11 protein-coding genes are annotated in these 17,342 nt (G+C 39.7%); 5 read left to right on the top strand and 6 right to left on the bottom strand.

Annotated features, from left to right (window positions below; translation table 11 throughout):
- Window positions 1-69: 69 nt before the first annotated feature.
- Window positions 70-867, bottom strand: coding sequence for a M48 family metallopeptidase (locus CWB62_RS16700; protein ID WP_058404325.1), 798 nt, complete (start codon window positions 865-867; stop codon window positions 70-72).
- A 180-nt stretch (window positions 868-1,047) separates the two neighbouring features.
- On the opposite strand from CWB62_RS16700, the gene CWB62_RS16695 reads away from it, so the two are divergent.
- Entirely contained in the window at window positions 1,048-2,250 is a 1,203-nt protein-coding gene (locus tag CWB62_RS16695) for a multidrug effflux MFS transporter (protein WP_058404324.1), read from the top strand.
- 30 nt (window positions 2,251-2,280) lie between these two features.
- Here CWB62_RS16695 and grpE read toward each other — a convergent pair whose 3' ends face one another.
- Window positions 2,281-2,895, bottom strand: coding sequence for a nucleotide exchange factor GrpE (gene grpE / locus CWB62_RS16690; RefSeq protein WP_058404323.1), 615 nt, complete (start codon window positions 2,893-2,895; stop codon window positions 2,281-2,283).
- Window positions 2,896-2,953: 58 nt separating this feature from the next.
- Window positions 2,954-3,919 (bottom strand): HrcA family transcriptional regulator, encoded by a 966-nt coding sequence (locus CWB62_RS16685; protein ID WP_058404322.1) that lies wholly within the window; start codon window positions 3,917-3,919, stop codon window positions 2,954-2,956.
- Between the two features lie 175 nt (window positions 3,920-4,094).
- On the opposite strand from CWB62_RS16685, the gene nadK reads away from it, so the two are divergent.
- The 3 genes from nadK (at window position 4,095) to recN (ending at window position 7,364) form a co-directional block, all read left to right on the top strand.
- A complete protein-coding gene (gene nadK, locus CWB62_RS16680) occupies window positions 4,095-4,979 on the top strand; it encodes an NAD(+) kinase (RefSeq protein ID WP_058404321.1) in 885 nt (294 codons plus the stop codon).
- Between the two features lie 78 nt (window positions 4,980-5,057).
- Window positions 5,058-5,615: a hypothetical protein gene (locus tag CWB62_RS16675; RefSeq protein WP_058404320.1), complete on the top strand. Its 558-nt coding sequence runs from the start codon at window positions 5,058-5,060 to the stop codon at window positions 5,613-5,615.
- 75 nt (window positions 5,616-5,690) lie between these two features.
- Entirely contained in the window at window positions 5,691-7,364 is a 1,674-nt protein-coding gene (gene recN, locus CWB62_RS16670; protein WP_058404319.1) for a DNA repair protein RecN, read from the top strand.
- Between the two features lie 384 nt (window positions 7,365-7,748).
- Here the strand turns inward: recN and CWB62_RS16660 are convergent, their stop codons facing one another.
- The 3 genes from CWB62_RS16660 to gltB form a co-directional block, all read right to left on the bottom strand.
- Entirely contained in the window at window positions 7,749-8,771 is a 1,023-nt protein-coding gene (locus CWB62_RS16660) for a GGDEF domain-containing protein (protein ID WP_235591442.1), read from the bottom strand.
- A 536-nt stretch (window positions 8,772-9,307) separates the two neighbouring features.
- Window positions 9,308-10,723, bottom strand: a complete 1,416-nt coding sequence (locus CWB62_RS16655) for a glutamate synthase small subunit GltD family protein (RefSeq protein WP_138527917.1) — start codon at window positions 10,721-10,723, stop codon at window positions 9,308-9,310.
- A 9-nt stretch (window positions 10,724-10,732) separates the two neighbouring features.
- Complete coding sequence (gltB, locus tag CWB62_RS16650; RefSeq protein ID WP_058404316.1) at window positions 10,733-15,190, bottom strand: glutamate synthase large subunit; 4,458 nt, start codon at window positions 15,188-15,190, stop codon at window positions 10,733-10,735.
- Window positions 15,191-16,068: 878 nt separating this feature from the next.
- Between gltB and CWB62_RS16645 the strand changes: the two genes are divergently transcribed.
- On the top strand, window positions 16,069-17,322 hold the full coding sequence (locus CWB62_RS16645; RefSeq protein ID WP_058404315.1) for an efflux RND transporter periplasmic adaptor subunit: 1,254 nt from the start codon (window positions 16,069-16,071) through the stop codon (window positions 17,320-17,322).
- Window positions 17,323-17,342 lie beyond the last annotated feature (20 nt).

The raw sequence follows: 17,342 nt of genomic DNA, 5'->3' as shown, positions 1-17,342 counted from the left end.
CTTTCAGGGGTTTTATTTTATTAGCGCATCAACACTATAATCCACTACTTCATACAGTTATTAACTTAACTAAAGTGTACACTGTGGCCTTTTCCCTTGAGAGTTTGCACTATTTTGCTTACTTAATGCTTTTGTCATTTGCGACTGCAAATTTGCAATACGGCTCGTTGGTGCTGGGTGAGTAGACAAAAATTCCGGCGTTGCACCACTTCCCGCTTGGCTCATATTTTGCCAAAGCGTTACAGACTCTTTAGGATTAAACCCTGCTTGCGCCATAAGTTCTAAACCTATGGTGTCGGCCTCTGATTCATGTGAGCGGCTAAACGGTAAAACCACACCATATTGAGCGCCCAAGCCCAGCCCTTGCATAATTTCATTGCGGTATTGCACGTTACCCATTTCTAGCGCAACACTCCCCAATTGCATTCCCGTGCTTAACAATGAACTTTGTGACACACGTTCATTAGAGTGTTCTGCAATTACGTGCCCTACTTCATGCCCTAAAACGGTAGCTACTTGATCTTGATTAGTCGCTATTTTAAGCAACCCAGTGTGGACACCAATATAACCGCCAGGCAAAGCAAAGGCATTTGCTGAGTCATCTTCAAACACGACCACTTCCCAGTTTTGGGACGCATACTCATTAGGTAGAACGGCAATTACTTTATTAGCAATACAATTTACATATGTATTGGTTTTTGGATCTTTATTAATTGGCTGATTTTTTTTCATGTCAGCAAAACTCGCCGTACCCATTTCACTCATTTGCTGATCTGAATAAAGCGCTATTTGAGTACGCCCTGTTGGCGATGTTTTACACCCAGCTAAAACAGCCGTTGCTATTAGTGCCAATACCAATTTTTTCATTGTATTACCTTAAGTCATTTATACTGCAATTAGGATAGCAAACACAGTGCCAGTTTAAAATCATTGGTTTAAGTGAAGTGCTTTGCGATGAAGTAAGTAACCTACCAGCTAAACTAAGTTTATACATATACAATGCCCTGCTAAACTATAGCCCTTGTTTTAGTTACCTTGAGTTTATGTATGGGCGCCTCGTCTACGTCTTTTAATACCCGTATTTTATTGCCTTTATTAGCCAGTATTGTTGCTATTACCCCCCTTGCAATTGATATGTACTTACCCGCAATGTTAGTCATTGCGAATAATTTACAAACAAGTATGCCAAACGTACAAATATCGCTCAGCATTTATTTAGCGGGTTACTCGTTAGGCATGTTGTTTTTTGGCCCAATAGCGGATCAAATTGGCCGTCGAAAACTGGCTAAAATTGGTTTAACGTTATTTGGGTTAACCTCTACCGCGTTAGCATTTACAACAGAGATCCATACTTTTTGGGCACTAAGAGCAGTACAAGCCTTTACTGGCGCTGCAGCTACGGTGGTTGTGCCAGGGATAATAAGGCATATTTATCAGCAAAACACGGCAAAAGGCATGTCGTATGTATCGATGATCATGATGGTTGCACCATTAATAGCACCATCTGTGGGCTCATTTATTTTAGGATTTTCGGTTTGGTCTACCATATTTTTAGTATTAGCGGCTTATAGCTTTATAATCCTTGTGTCTGTGCAAATATATTTAATTGATATACCTATTCATACCAGCGAAAAGAAAGGCTTAGCACTGTTTTTTGACAGTTATAAAACTGTTTTGAGTAATACCGATGCACGCGCAGATATTTTAAGCTCAATGTTTGTCTCGTTTGGCTTTTTTTGCTTTTTAACCTCAGTGCCTTTTATTTATTTAGACTTATACAAAGTGTCGGAGCAAGTGTTTGGGGTACTATTTGCCTTTAACGTAATGGCATTGATGTTTGGTAACTTTTTAAATACACGCATTGTGCCCCGTATCGGTTCACGCAAAATGTTATATATTGGCTTGGTGTGCGGTTTTATATCAGGGCTATGCCTTTTAACTTTTAGTATTTTGCATTTATCGCTTTATTATATAGTCGCTGCAATCGCACCATTAATGATGAGTTTAGGTGTAACTGCCAGTAATGCCGATTCGTTAATACTCATGAAATTTGAAAAAAACACCGGCACAGCGACTGCCGTGATTGGTACGCTTAGGTTTGGCAGCGGTGCCTTGGTGGGTCCTATTCTTGCTGTTATGCATGCTCAAAGCTCGGTGCCATTTTCGAGCCTCATGTTTAGCGCCGTGCTACTGACTATATTAGTGCAGATAATTCATTATAAAAAAGACAAAAAAAATGCCTCAATTTGAGGCATTTTTTAAATTTTATAAAGAGCTAAATTAAGCATCAGCTGCTTTTGAAACCATTACCATAGCTGGGCGTAATAAACGTCCATTTAATGTGTAGCCTTTTTGCATTACTGCCAATACAGTATTAGGTGTTACATCGTTGCTTGGCTGAATTGACATTGCTTGATGGAACTCTGGGTTAAATTGCTCGCCTTGTGGGTTAACAATTTCAACGCCAAATTTAGCAACAGCATCGTTAAAGCTTTTAACCGTCATATCAATACCTTCAAGCAGCGGCTTTAACGTTTCGTTTTCTTTATCAGAAAACTCAATAGCACGCTCAAGGTTATCAATTACAGGTAGTAATTCGTTTGCAAACTTTTCTAATGCAAATTTGTGTGCTTTTTCTACATCTTGTGCAGCACGACGTCGAATGTTATCAACGTCGGCAGCGGCACGTATAACACCGTCTTTTTGATCTGCAATAGTTTGCTTAGCAGCTTCTAGCTCTGCGTAAAGCATCGCAATTTCAGCTTCAGGGCTTTGCTCTTGATCTGCTTCGTGTTGCTCTGCAGCTTCTACCGCTGCTTCAACGTCAGCTTCCATTTGAGCTACTTCTTCGTTTAGTTCTACTTCTTGCTCAGGGTTTTGTGTCTGCTCAGACATAAAATACGTGCTCCAATTCTTTTCAACTGCGGTAATTATGGGGATTGAATAAAAAGATTCAAGAGTTTGATGTCTCAATTAATTTAAATTCTTGGATTATTTGTTCTATTTGCGCTGATTTTGGGCAAATGATACAAAAGCGGCTTTGGTATTCTTGATTTTGAAAGTACGGGACGCTGATGGTTATTAAATCATTACACTCACTAAACGGAAGCTTCTTACCGCTGATCACCGATACACCATTTTTAAATGCCAGCGCGTCTTCAACAAAGTTCAAAAACGACACCCCAATATTTAAACTCTTTTCACAATTTATTTTTTTATAGAGGTAGTTTTCACCTACAACGATACTGTTGTCTGAGCCTAATTTTTGACTTAGCTGTCGTGTCCACTGAGTGAGCGAGTCGTGACAGTTTTTAGGCGCGGTGTTTGCCATTGCTTGCATTCTGTACAAGCCTTCCATCAATGTTTGTTGGCTAAACACTGTATTTAACCATGTTGCAAATTGGTACCGAACCGTATCTGAGGCATCATGTGGCTTATCAATACAAATATTATGACTTTGCCCTGCTCGATCGATCAGTAAAATAAGCCAATCAGTAGAATCAAAATCAAGTACCTCGACTCTAAATACATGCTGTGAGCTCACTTGCGGTAAACCAACACAACAACACACTTGGTATTTTTGACTCAAGCCATGTGCTAATTCAACTAGCTGGGCTTGTTCTGGCTGCCAGTAGTTAGCAATATCTGATAACGGAAAAAACTCATCAAACCAATAATTAAACCCTTCATCTGTAGGGACACGTCCTGCAGAAGTATGAGGTGAATACAATAAACCCACTTTTTCAAGACGGGCCATTGCATTACGAACGGTTGCTGAACACACAGCCATGCTTTTTAGCTTAGCAATTTTTGTTGATGGAACGGGCAACCCCTCACCATTACAGTACATGTTCATTACAGCTGAGAATATTTGCTGATCGCGCGGGTTTAGTTTCATGTTATCTACATCTTGTTGCATGAAACTAATATCGGGGCATTTAATGTTATTTCAAGTCATACGTGCTTTTGTTAAGCAATATAAAACAAAAAAAATTAAACTAAATTGAATCAAACTCATTTAGTTAAAATCTGTATTTTCAAACACTTTGCTTTTGAGTTACTCTACAATTATTAAAACTTATTGTGTGCAGACTATGGATTCTCCTTTCAAAACTATTGGCCTTATTGGCAAACCAAATCATCCGAAAGCTGCTGCAACGCTGCAGCGCTTGCATACATTTTTACTGGCACTTGGTTTTGAAGTTATTGTTGAAAAGCGAACTGGTGGGCAATTAGTCGATGTGCCCAAAGAAAACCTTGTTAAACTAGTCGATTTGGGCGAACACGCTGACCTTGCAATCGTTGTGGGTGGTGATGGTAATATGTTGGGAGCAGCGCGTGTACTTGCTCGTTTCAACATTGCTGTAATTGGCGTTAACCGAGGAAACCTCGGCTTTTTAACCGACTTAGATCCTGAAGGCTTTGAAGCTAGCCTCGAACATGTTCTGAGTGGCCAGTTTATAGAAGAAAACCGCTTTTTATTGGAAGTAGAAGTCTATCGCCACAATGAATTGAAAAGTGCAAATTTAGCGGTAAACGAAGCTGTATTGCATGCCGATAAAGTGGCCCACATGATTGAGTTTGAGGCATTTATTAATAGCGACTTTGTATTCTCTCAGCGCTCTGATGGATTAATTGTATCTACACCAACGGGCTCAACTGCTTACTCGCTTTCTGGTGGCGGTCCAATATTAACGCCTGAATTAAATGCAATATCTTTAGTGCCTATGTTTCCACACACGCTATCAAGTCGACCTTTAGTTGTCGACGCCGATAACGAAGTAAGGCTAAAACTTAGCTTAGACAATACAGACAGTTTGCAAGTCAGTTGCGACAGCCACGTTGTGCTCGCCGTTTTACCCGGTGACGAAGTGGTAATAAAAAAAGCGGATAAAAAATTGCGGTTAATTCATCCAAAAAACTACTCTTACTACAACGTTTTACGTACAAAATTAAATTGGGGCAGCCGTTTATACTAATTTTATTGCTAAAGGTTTATCTTTAGCGCAAAATGCAGCTTATAACAACAATACACCAATTTTTAGGAACAAATAGCAATGACATATGTCGTATTTTTTGCTTTGCTACTGTTAATTACCCTTTTAGCAACCTACTTAAAAATAGAAAGCAATCGACGCAAAGCAATCGAAGCTCAAAAAAAACAATTTAATGAACGAGTGTCGCAAGTTGGCGGACGCCTAAAGTCAAAATTAAATGAATTAGTAGAGGTGAAAATTCTTCGTCCTAAATACGCACCGCGAATTCAAGCAATAGTGTCTAACTTTTTTGTCGTTCAAAAACACACGGACGAGAATTTACAAACCCTTGAAGATGTATCTGACCTATTAATCAATACACTATCTAACGAATTAACCAAAGCTAACCAAATTGGCAATGGCCAAAGTTTGGAGGAAAACATCCAGTACTTTGTGTCTGAACTTCCGCAGCAAGGTATTTCGTATAACAAAACGTTTTACTCAGAGGCATTACCAAACCTTATCGAATTAATAAAAACGAATGACACACCACAACCCCTTGATAATACAGAAAATGAATACACCCCAGAAAGTCAAGACTCGAACAACCAGCTCAATCAACTTGCTAATATGGCCTAAATAATCAAAAATTAATTTGCAAAAAAGCTAAACACTGTATAAATTACCAGTTAATTAACTGGATGGATAAACAGTATGTTAGTTGGTTTAGAAATTAAAAATTTTGCGATAGTTAGTAACTTAAGCACTGAGTGGCAAAATGGCATGACTGCCATTACCGGTGAAACAGGCGCTGGTAAATCTATTGCTATTGATGCACTTTCATTATGTCTTGGAGAGCGCGCTGAAGCCTCTGCGGTAAGACCTTCTGCAGACAAAGCCGAGGTATGCGCTCAATTTGATATAAGCGCACTCCCGCTAGCTCAAGCATTTTTGGAACAACACTTTCTAACTAGTACTGATAACGATTGCTTACTCAGACGTGTGGTATGCAAGAACGGCAGGAGCAAAAGTTATATTAACGGAAGCTCAGTGACTGCATCTCAGCTTAAAGAACTTGGTCAGTACTTAATCTCTATACATGGACAACACGCCCATCAACACCTTTTAAAAGCAGAACATCAATTACATCTTCTTGATGCATATGCTGGCCACCAAGCGCTGGTTACCAAAGTTAGTGAAAGTTATAAACAATTTGCTAGCCTTCAAAAAGAATTTAAACATTTAGAACAGCAACAACAGCAACAAGCAGCACAAAAGCAACTGCTAGAATACCAAGTGGCAGAGCTTGACGACTTTAACTTACAAGCAGGTGAGTTTGAACAAGTTGAGGCTGAGCATTACAAGTTAAGTAACAGCCAAACAATTTTAGAGTCATGTCAAAAAGAGCTCCAATACCTGTATGAAGGCGAAGAGCAAAGTGCGTGTTCTGTATTACAGCACAGTGCACAGCAATTTGCAGATTTAGCGCAATATGATGAAAGCTTAGCCAGTGTCGCTACAATGTTAGAAGAAGCGGCTGTTCAGGTTGAAGAAGCTAGCAGAGAAATCCGTAACTATACAGAACAGGTTGATTTAGACCCTGCGCGTTTAACTGAAATAGAAAACAGGTTAAGTGGCGCAATGGATTTAGCCCGCAAGCACCATATAAAACCGCAGGTATTAGTTGAATTTCATCAGTCAATTTCACAAGAGCTAGAGTCTATTAGTAATAATAGTTCGCGGTTGGAGCAACTTGACTCTGAAATAAACGATGCATTACTTAACTACAAGCAAGCAAGTGAAGCGCTAAGTATTAGTCGCAGAGGGTATGCTAACACCTTAAACACCTTAATAAGTGAAAGCATGGCAAATCTATCCATGGAAAATGGTGTATTTGAGATTTCACTTATTGAAGAGCCAGAACGAGCACCCAACATTTTGGGCCATGATAGTGTTTCGTTTTTAGTGTCGACCAACCCTGGACAGCCCCTTCAACCTCTAGCTAAGGTAGCATCTGGTGGTGAGCTTTCACGTATTAGCCTAGCTATTCAGGTGATTATTGCCCAAAAAGTAACAACACCAACATTAATATTTGATGAGGTAGACGTAGGCATTTCTGGGCCTACTGCCTCTGCAGTTGGCAAACTATTAAGGCAACTTGGTAAGTCGACTCAGGTGATTTGTGTAACCCATTTACCGCAGGTTGCAAGTAGTGCACATCAGCAATTTTTTGTAGCAAAAGAAATTGCTAAAGGTGAAACATTTACCAACATGTTGGCACTAACAAAAGACGGTAGGGTCGACGAAATAGCAAGATTACTTGGCGGTGACAATATAAGTAAAACAGCAAAAGCGAACGCAAAAGAGTTAATAAAAGCGCATGTTTAAATTAAAGCTAATTAACTGCATAACATGATTTCAATTTTAAATAAGGCGTTTTATGTTAAGTGATTCTGCTTTAACTTTTATGATTATAAGCTGGCTGCTAGTTTTAATTAGTATAGTGCTAACCCTATTTAGCCGCTATAAACACACACAATTTAAACAACACTTGATGGTTTTTTTAAATATTACCTTGCTTACTCAAATAACTTTAAGCATTTACAATTTAACTAGTAACCAAAATGATAACTTAAATAATTTCATTGTTAGTTGTACATGTGTTTTGCTGGCTCAAATACTGTGTAATGTATTTTGTTATATGAGTTTAAAAAGGCGAATTGCTAAGGTAAAGCCAACGCTTGATTCATTCTCAATGGAATAGCAATAAAGCTACTCGGAGCAAGTTCTGTTTTTACCTTGCTCTTTTGCTTTATAAAGCAATTCATCTGCGCGCTTGATATCGATATCTATAGAATCACTTTCACGGGATTGAACAACCCCCATACTTATCGTCAAGCTCAAGCTCTGAGAAGATGTATCAACCGGAAATTGTTTTAACGCAGCATGAATTTTATTTGCGATTTCTTCACCCTTTGCATTAAATACATGCGGAATGGCAATCAAAAATTCTTCCCCGCCCCAGCGAGATGCTACGGCATTATTTGGAATATGTTGGTTTAAAATATTTGCTAGGTGAATAAGGGCTTCATCACCAAAGCTATGCCCGTATTCATCGTTAACTTTTTTAAAGTTGTCTACATCGCACAAAATAAGTACAAACGGTGTTTGCTCTTTGGTGAGAGCTAATTTAAATTCTTTTAACTTATTCATGGTGTAGCGCCGGTTAGGTAAACCCGTTAGAGGATCAATCGTCGCTAACAATTCATTTTTTTTACTTAGTGCTAATATTTTTTGATTATATTTTTCCCTTGAGTTTTCATAAAAACCACTCAACATTGCAACAATAATAAATGAGAACAAAATTCGATAAGGGAACTGACTCGGTTGGTAGTCATAAAAGCTGAAAGTATGAGCGCAATAAAAGGCCAAAACTACAGCGAGTAAAAATAATAAAATATCAAAAATACCGCGTCTTAAACCTCTAATTGAAAACGTAACTGGCGAAACGATAAAAATCCAAATAGGGCCAGTTCCCTGCGCGCCTCCAGTTAAAACCAGGTAAATCATCAATGCATATAAGTTATAAAGTATTGCACTGGCTGATTTTTCTACCGATTTATAAATACTCAATGCCCACGCATAAATAAATGAGGAACACAGTAAGGTAAAAAATAAGAAATAATCGCTGTTGGTATAGGCTATGCAAGCCATCACTAAAGTAGCAATAAAGCCTATTGATGAAAAAAACCTAACTATCAGTTTTCTTTCTGGGTTGTTTGAATATTCATGCATAGCAAGCGCGATTTTTCTTTTATTATTGAATTAATTTTCAGCAAGGCTGCTACTAATTTTTCTTAGTAACATTCAATACTCTCCTTTTTCAGCAGTTAAATCAAGATTAAAGTATTACTCATGAAAAATTAATACTGGTACCTTTTAAGCGAATTATAACTTTATGAATTTTAAAACTACGCATTAGTATATTTTGTTCACACAACCAAATTATTATCGATAACTAAAATAGTTAAAGTTAAAAATAAGTGATACTTATACCAATTTGCTTAATTAAGTGATCTATTTAGAGGCTAGGGAAAAGTGTTGATACTTGGCAATAAATTCGCTATTTATCTGTTCTCAGCGCTTGTTCCTGCATAGCTCTACCTTCTGCATCCATGCAGTCGTAAATAAGATTTTTTAACGCAATTAGCAACACCTTTAGCCCCGCAAAATGATTAAGTATTATTGCGGATTGATATTAATTAGTTAAAGGCACAAAAAAGCAAGCCACATGGCTTGCTTTTGGATGATGGATTACTGGGCTAATTAAGTTAAACTTTTAAATAATCCATAATGCCTTCAGCTGCATTGCGGCCTTCAAAAATAGCAGTTACTACTAAATCCGAACCACGCACTATATCGCCTCCGGCAAATATTTTAGGGTTAGTTGTTTGATGTGTGAATTCGCCTTGCTCTGGTGCATTAATACCGCCCCAGTGATTTATTTCTACATCATACTTTTCTAACCAGTCCATTTTGTGTGGCTTAAAACCAAACGCCATGATCACTTGCGTTGCGTCAATTATATGCTCTGAACCGGCTACCTCTTCTGCGCGGCTACGACCATTCCCATCAGGCTCACCCAGTTTAGTTTTAACCATTTTTACGCCTGCAACATGGCCATTATCGTCTAGAACAATACCTTTCGGTTGGACATTATATGTAAATATAACCCCTTCCTCTTTGGCATTTTTAACTTCACGCTTAGAGCCCGGCATATTTTCTTCATCACGGCGGTACGCACACGTTACCTTTGCGGCACCCTGTCGTATAGAGGTTCTCACACAGTCCATGGCAGTATCGCCACCACCTAATACAACTACCTTCTGGTTTGCCATATCAATATAGGCTTGATTCGTTTCATCGTAGCCCATAACACGATTAGTATTACCGATTAAAAACGGCAACGCATCGTGAACACCCGGCGCATCTTCATTTTCAAGCCCTGCGCGCATGCTTTGATATGTACCCACGCCCAAAAATACTGCATCATAGTCAGCTAAAATATCATCCATAGTGATATCAACACCTACTTCAACATTCAGCTTAAACTCTACGCCCATTTCAGTGAAAATCTCACGGCGTTTTTGCATTACTTCTTTTTCAAGTTTGAAAGATGGAATACCAAATGTGAGTAGCCCACCAATTTCTGGGTGACGATCGAACACGACAGGTTTAACACCATTTCGAACTAAAATATCTGCACAACCTAAACCCGCTGGGCCTGCACCAATAATAGCCACTTTTTTATCCGTCCATCTCACGTAAGACATGTCTGGCTTCCAACCCATTTTAAACGCCGTATCGGTAATATATTTTTCAATATTACCTATCGTTACGGCACCAAACTCTTCATCAAGCGTACATGAGCCTTCACACAAACGGTCTTGCGGACAAACTCGCCCACACACTTCAGGTAAGCTATTTGTTCGATGAGAAAGCTCTGCGGCTTCTAATATACGCCCTGTGCGTATTAATTTTAGCCACTGTGGGATGTAGTTATGTACCGGACACTTCCATTCACAGTATGGGTTACCACAATCCAAGCAACGATCCGCTTGAGAGTTAACCTGATTTTCTGAAAAGGGTTCGTAAATTTCTACAAATGATTTTTTGCGTGACGAAATTGGTTTTTTGCGTGGGTCTACACGCTGCACGTCTATAAATTGATATACATTTTCGCTCATACTTCCCCCTTATTGCGCCTGAACACGTAGTTCGGCACTACTGCGAGCGCGGTGCCCGAGTAAACTTTTTACGTCACTTGATTTAGGTTTTACTAATTTAAACATAGGTAAGTAGAGCTCAAAATTAGCTAAGATACTTTCCGCTCGGCATGAGCCAGTTAGCTCTAAATGCTCAGCGATTAAGCCACGTAAATGCTCTTGATGTGACGTTAATGCTTCTAATGTCACAACTTCGACAAGCTCTGGGTTTATGCGTTTTTCAAAGTCGTTACGCTCATCTAACACATATGCAAAACCACCCGTCATCCCTGCCCCAAAGTTAACGCCAACATTACCAAGCACACACACTACACCACCGGTCATGTATTCACAGCCGTTATCTCCAACGCCTTCAACAACGGCTTGAACGCCTGAGTTGCGTACCGCGAAGCGCTCGCCTGCGCACCCTGCAGCAAACAATTTACCACCCGTTGCACCGTATAGACACGTGTTACCAATGATCGTTGCTTTATGACTTTCAAATGATGAGCCCACAGGTGGACGTACTATCAGCTTACCACCAGCCATGCCTTTACCAACGTAGTCATTAGCGTCACCAACGAGGGTTATTTCAAGGCCACCTGCATTCCAAACACCAAACGATTGACCCGCCGTTCCATGTAGCTCAATGGCAACAGGATCGGCGGCCATACCTTGGTTACCGTGTTTATCAGCAATATAGCCTGATAACATTGCGCCAACTGATCTGTCTGTATTACAAATTCGGCTTACTAATGAAATCCCACTTGAAGCATCTATCGCTTCTTGCGCCTTTCCTAATAGGCTCTCGTTCAGCTCACCTAGATAGTGTGAACTATTGGGTGCGCTACAAAACAGTGTTTCGCCTGTTGGATTATTTGGCTGTGCAATAACAGCAGATAAATCTATCTTTTTCTGTTTAGCTGTTTTGCCTTCAATTGCTTCAAGTAAGTCAAGACGACCAATTAAATCAGTTAAGTTTGCAACCCCTAAGCTTGCCATGATTTCACGCGCTTCTTGTGCAATAAACTTAAAGTAGTTCATCGCCATTTCAGGTAAGCCGTGGTAATGCTTTTGACGAAGTGTTTCGTCTTGCGTTGCAACACCGGTCGCGCAGTTATTTAAATGACAAATACGTAAGTATTTACACCCTAACGCCACCATTGGCCCTGTACCAAAACCAAAGCTTTCAGCACCCAAAATAGCGGCTTTAATAATATCTAAACCTGTTTTTAAACCACCATCAGTTTGTAAACGAATGCGATGGCGAAGACCATTTTCAACAAGAGCTTGCTGGGTTTCAGCTAGGCCTAATTCCCATGGGCTGCCTGCATATTTTACAGATGTAAGCGGGCTTGCGCCTGTGCCACCGTCATAGCCCGATATAGTAATTAAATCGGCATACGCTTTAGCTACACCCGTTGCGATAGTGCCAACACCAGGTTCCGAAACGAGTTTTACTGATACAAGTGCTTTTGGATTAACTTGTTTTAAATCAAAAATTAGCTGAGCTAAATCTTCAATTGAGTAAATATCGTGATGTGGTGGCGGTGATATTAACGTCACGCCAGGTACCGAATAGCGAAGTTTAGCAATGTAAGGTGTTACTTTTTCACCTGGAAGTTGTCCACCTTCACCAGGTTTTGCACCTTGCGCGACTTTTATTTGTATTACATCTGCGCTACGTAAATAATGCGGTGTAACACCAAATCGACCTGAAGCCACTTGCTTAATACGTGAATTTTTCTCTGTTCCGTAACGAAGTTTATCTTCACCACCTTCACCTGAATTTGAACAGCCACCTAAGCGATTCATTGCAATTGCTAGCGCTTCATGAGCCTCAGGCGATAACGCACCAATACTCATTGCAGCTGAATCAAAGCGTTTGTAAAGTGCTTCTGCAGGCTCTACATCATCAATGCTAATCCCATTTTCTGGTAATTTAAGTGCCAGCATGTCGCGCAAAGTTGAAATCGGGCGATTGTTAACAAGCTTTGCATACTCGTTGTAATCTTTATATTCACCAGAGCGAACTGCTACTTGCAGCGTTTGAATTACATCTGGGTTATAGGCATGGTATTCACCACCATGTACATATTTAAATAAACCGCCGTGACTAAGTAACTTACGCTTGCTTAGTGCTAGCTTATGTAGGCTTTGTTGGTCGTCATCAAAGTCTGTAAAACATGCACCTTTGATGCGGCTAGCCACACCTTTAAAACACATATCAACAACCGCATCAGATAAACCCACTGCCTCAAATAACATTGAGCAACGGTAAGAAGCGACTGTACTAATACCCATTTTAGACATTATTTTGTATAAACCTTTGTTTACCGCTTTACGATAAGCAAGGGTTACCTCGCAATAAGATTTATCAATGACTTTGCTGTCGCTCATCGCAACTAACGACTCATACGCTAGGTATGGGTAAATAGCGGTTGCCCCAAAACCAAGCAGCACAGCGAACTGATGCGGGTCTCTTACACTTCCTGTTTCAATTATGATGTTTGATTCACAACGTAAGTTGTTATCAACTAAACACTTTTGTACAGCACCTACGGCCATAGCAGCAGGGATAGGTAGGTTTACATCATCAAAATTACGGTCAGTTAAAATAAGCATGATTGAGCCGGCAGCTGCTTTTTCTTTTGCTTTATCGCAAATGCGTTTAACTGCGTTTTCTAAGCCTTCCTCAACAGTGTAAGTAATATCAATTTTACAATAGCTGTAGTGCGCTTCATCTGCGTTAAGTAGCTGCTGCATGTCTGCATACATCAAAATTGGAGTATCAAACTGTAAGCGCTTAGCGTGGCCTGTTGTTTCGTTAAACACATTTTGCTCGCTACCAATACACGTAGCCAAAGACATCACATGATTTTCGCGCAGGGGATCAATTGGCGGATTAGTGACTTGTGCAAATTTTTGACGAAAATAATCATAAAGTGAACGATGCCCTTCGCTCAATACTGCAAAAGGCGTGTCATCACCCATAGAACCGGTTGCTTCTTGCCCGTTTTCACCCATTACACGAATAACGCTATCCAACTCTTCGTTGGTGTAACCAAACATTTTTTGATATTTAGCTAACGTTTCGTCGTCAAATGAACGGTTGCCTGCATCTTGCTCTTTTAACTCTTCAAAAGGGGTTAAACGCTTGACATTTTCTTCAAGCCACGACTTATAAGGATGGCGAGACTTTAAATCTTGATCTATTTCATCTGAATGCCAAATTTTACCCAACTTGGTATCTATGACGAGTAATTCACCTGGACCAACCCGGCCTTTTTCAACCACTTCATCGGCTGTGTAATCCCAAATACCTACTTCAGAAGCCAGGGTAATAAAACCATCTTGTGTGATTACATAACGCGCAGGACGCAGACCATTTCGGTCTAAGTTACAGGCTGCAAAACGACCATCTGACATAACAATACCCGCTGGGCCATCCCAGGGTTCCATATGCATGGAGTTAAAATCATAAAAAGCACGTAAATCGTCGTCCATGGCACGGTTTTTTTGCCATGCCGGTGGCACAAGCATGCGCATTGCACGGAATAAATCCATGCCACCCGCTAAAAATAGCTCTAACATGTTATCGAGGCTTGACGAATCTGAGCCAGTTTCATTAACAAATGGCGCCGCGCTTTGTAAATCTGGAATAAGTGGCGACGAAAATTTGTACGAACGAGCACGAGCCCACTGACGATTACCTTCGATGGTGTTAATTTCACCATTATGCGCTAAATAGCGAAAAGGTTGAGCTAGTGGCCAACGAGGCTGTGTGTTTGTTGAAAAGCGCTGATGAAAAACACAGATTGCGCTGGTCATACGGATGTCAGCTAAGTCTAAATAAAAATTAGGCAAATCAGCAGGCATCATAAGGCCTTTATAGATAGTCACTAACCCGGATAAACTTGCAATATAAAATGATTCATCGTCTGCTAAACGTTTTTCAGCACGACGGCGCGCTACGTATAAGCGACGCTCTAAGTCTTTTGAACGCCAACCTTCGGGCGCGCTTACAAAAATTTGTTCAAAACCAGGTAGCTGTTGCACCGCAATTGGACCTAGCATTGATGGATCGGTAGGCACTTCGCGCCAACCTAGAATATTTAGCGTTTCTTTTTCTAATTCTTCGCTAAGAACTTGCTTTGCAGTTTGTGCTAAAACAGGATCTGAATTTAAAAAGATCATGCCAACTGCATAGTTTTTACCAAGGTGCCAATTATGCTCACTTGCAATAGCACGGAAAAAACTATCTGGCTTTTGCAAAAGTAAACCACAGCCATCGCCTGTTTTACCATCAGCAGATATACCGCCGCGGTGTTGCATACGATCCAACCCTGTAATAGCAGTACGAATAAGCCGGTGACTAGCCTGACCATTAACTTGGGCAATTAAGCCAAAGCCACAATTTTCTTTCTCTAATTTCGAGTCGTATAACATAGACCCCTCCCCTTGCTGCACTGTTAGCGTTAATGAACTGCTCGACGATTTGCTAACAGCCGGTCAAAACTAGCCTCTATATTAAATAGAGTCAACAGTAATTTGAATACATATTCACATTCTTGAATATTTCTCACTTCATAGCAAGATTTCTTTTTTATCATTTTTATTAACATTTAGCGGTGTTTTCACCGTTATTTTTTCATGACACTGGTGTCAAGTTTAACATTTTGTAAAAATAGCCATAAATAAAAACACAGTTTACGTAAACGTAAACCTCAGCATTAGTGAATAAATATTCAAGTAAAGGGTTTTAATAAAGTGCTCGGATTATGCAAATAATATTATCCCCTTTCATTAACGTATTATAAAAGGGGTAAATAAAGGCAGAATTATGTTCTTTATTACTCATTCAGCTTAATAATTATCATTTAATGACTAAATACCTTGATTAATTATTCGCAAACAGAAGAAAACTTTATCAGGCAAGACTTGAATCTCATCCTTCTATTTAATCGCCTGAGAAGCTTACCTTTAAACACGCTTACATTTTTGATTTCACTGAAGCGCCTACGTTATTGGTTACCAAGTACCCGTAACAAATTACTTACTCTTTATATATTGCTTTTAAGGTGTCCGCAGCGGACACATAAAGTGTCCGCGGACGTATCATTTTAAAAAATAAATTATCAAGCTATTTAATATCAATAACTTAACTTTTGGCATGCTAATCGTATAGTGTAATTTAGTCATTATTATTTGGAAGAATTATGTTCACTTTAAGCTTGTTTTTACTCTCGCCTATGGCCGCTATTTTTGCAGCATCACTTTATGTCATGTTTGAAAAAAATATAAATTCATTTAGCTAAGGTTCAATAATGATTAAAGACACCAGTGCTCAAGACATACAAGTTAATAAACCTGCAAACTATAAAAAACGTCTTCTTTTAATTATCGCTGCGTTATTACTTATTATTTCTGCTGTTTATGGCGTTATGTCAGGCTCTGATGCAACCAGCTCATTTAGTAGAGAAAGGGTGCAAATAGCAAAAGTAGAAATTAAAACGCTTGTCCGTGACGTAGCCGCAAGTGGAAAAATCGTTGCCGCCAACGCGCCAAGTATTTACAGCCCAGAGCGAGGCTTTGTTAGCTTGCACGTTAAAGCCGGCGATACCGTTACCAAAGGCGACGAGCTCGCTTTACTTCATAGCCCTGAACTTACTAATGAATTAAAACAACAACAATCTGTTCTGCAACGATTAGAAGGTGAACTTAAGAGGCAACACTTACAATCAAGAAGAGATACTTTAACTCTTACAAAAACACTCGATATGGCCAGTGTAGAATTAAACGCAGCACAAAGAGAAAATCGCCGCGCAAAGCTATCAATTAAAAAGCATTTAATTAGTCAAATAGACCTTGAAAAAGCAATAGATGACTTATCACGAGCACAACTTACTTATAAACACGCACAACAAGAAGTAGCGCTTGCTAAAGATACACTCGCATTTGAATTGCAAGCCGCTAAAAGTGATGTAGAACGCCAGCAGCTTATTGTTGATGATTTACATAGAAAAGTAAGTGAGCTGTCAATTAGAGCAACAGTTACAGGTATTGTTGGTAATTTGCTTGTGCAACAAAAAGCAGCGGTTACACAAAGTCAGCCTTTAATGACACTGGTTGATTTAAGTCATTTTGAAGCGCAATTACAGGTGCCAGAAAGTTATGCAAACGAACTAGGGTTAGGGATGGACGTAGAGCTTAAATTAGGAAACGAAACAATAATGGGCGTGCTATCAGCTATATCGCCTGAAGTTAATAATCGTGAAGTAACCACACGGGTTCGTTTTGCAGGCAACAGCAATAATATTCGTCAAAATCAACGTTTGACTGCTCGCATTTTGCTCGACAATCGCCAAAATGTGCTGCAAGTGCAGCGAGGAGCCTTTATGCAACAAGGTGGCATTGTTGCTTATAAAATAGACGACAACGTTGCAAGGCGTGTACCTATAACCGTAGGTGCCACCAGCATTAATGCTGTAGAGGTTTTAACCGGCTTAAATGAAAATGACGAAATAATAATTTCTAGCTACAACCAATTTAATCAAGCAGATACGCTTTTACTAAATTAAAAACGCTCCCAACCAGCGCC

The sequence above is a fragment of the Pseudoalteromonas sp. S408 genome, assembly GCF_005886645.1.
In the GTDB taxonomy this organism is placed as follows: domain Bacteria; phylum Pseudomonadota; class Gammaproteobacteria; order Enterobacterales; family Alteromonadaceae; genus Pseudoalteromonas.
This window is presented reverse-complemented; position numbering and strand designations above follow the sequence as displayed.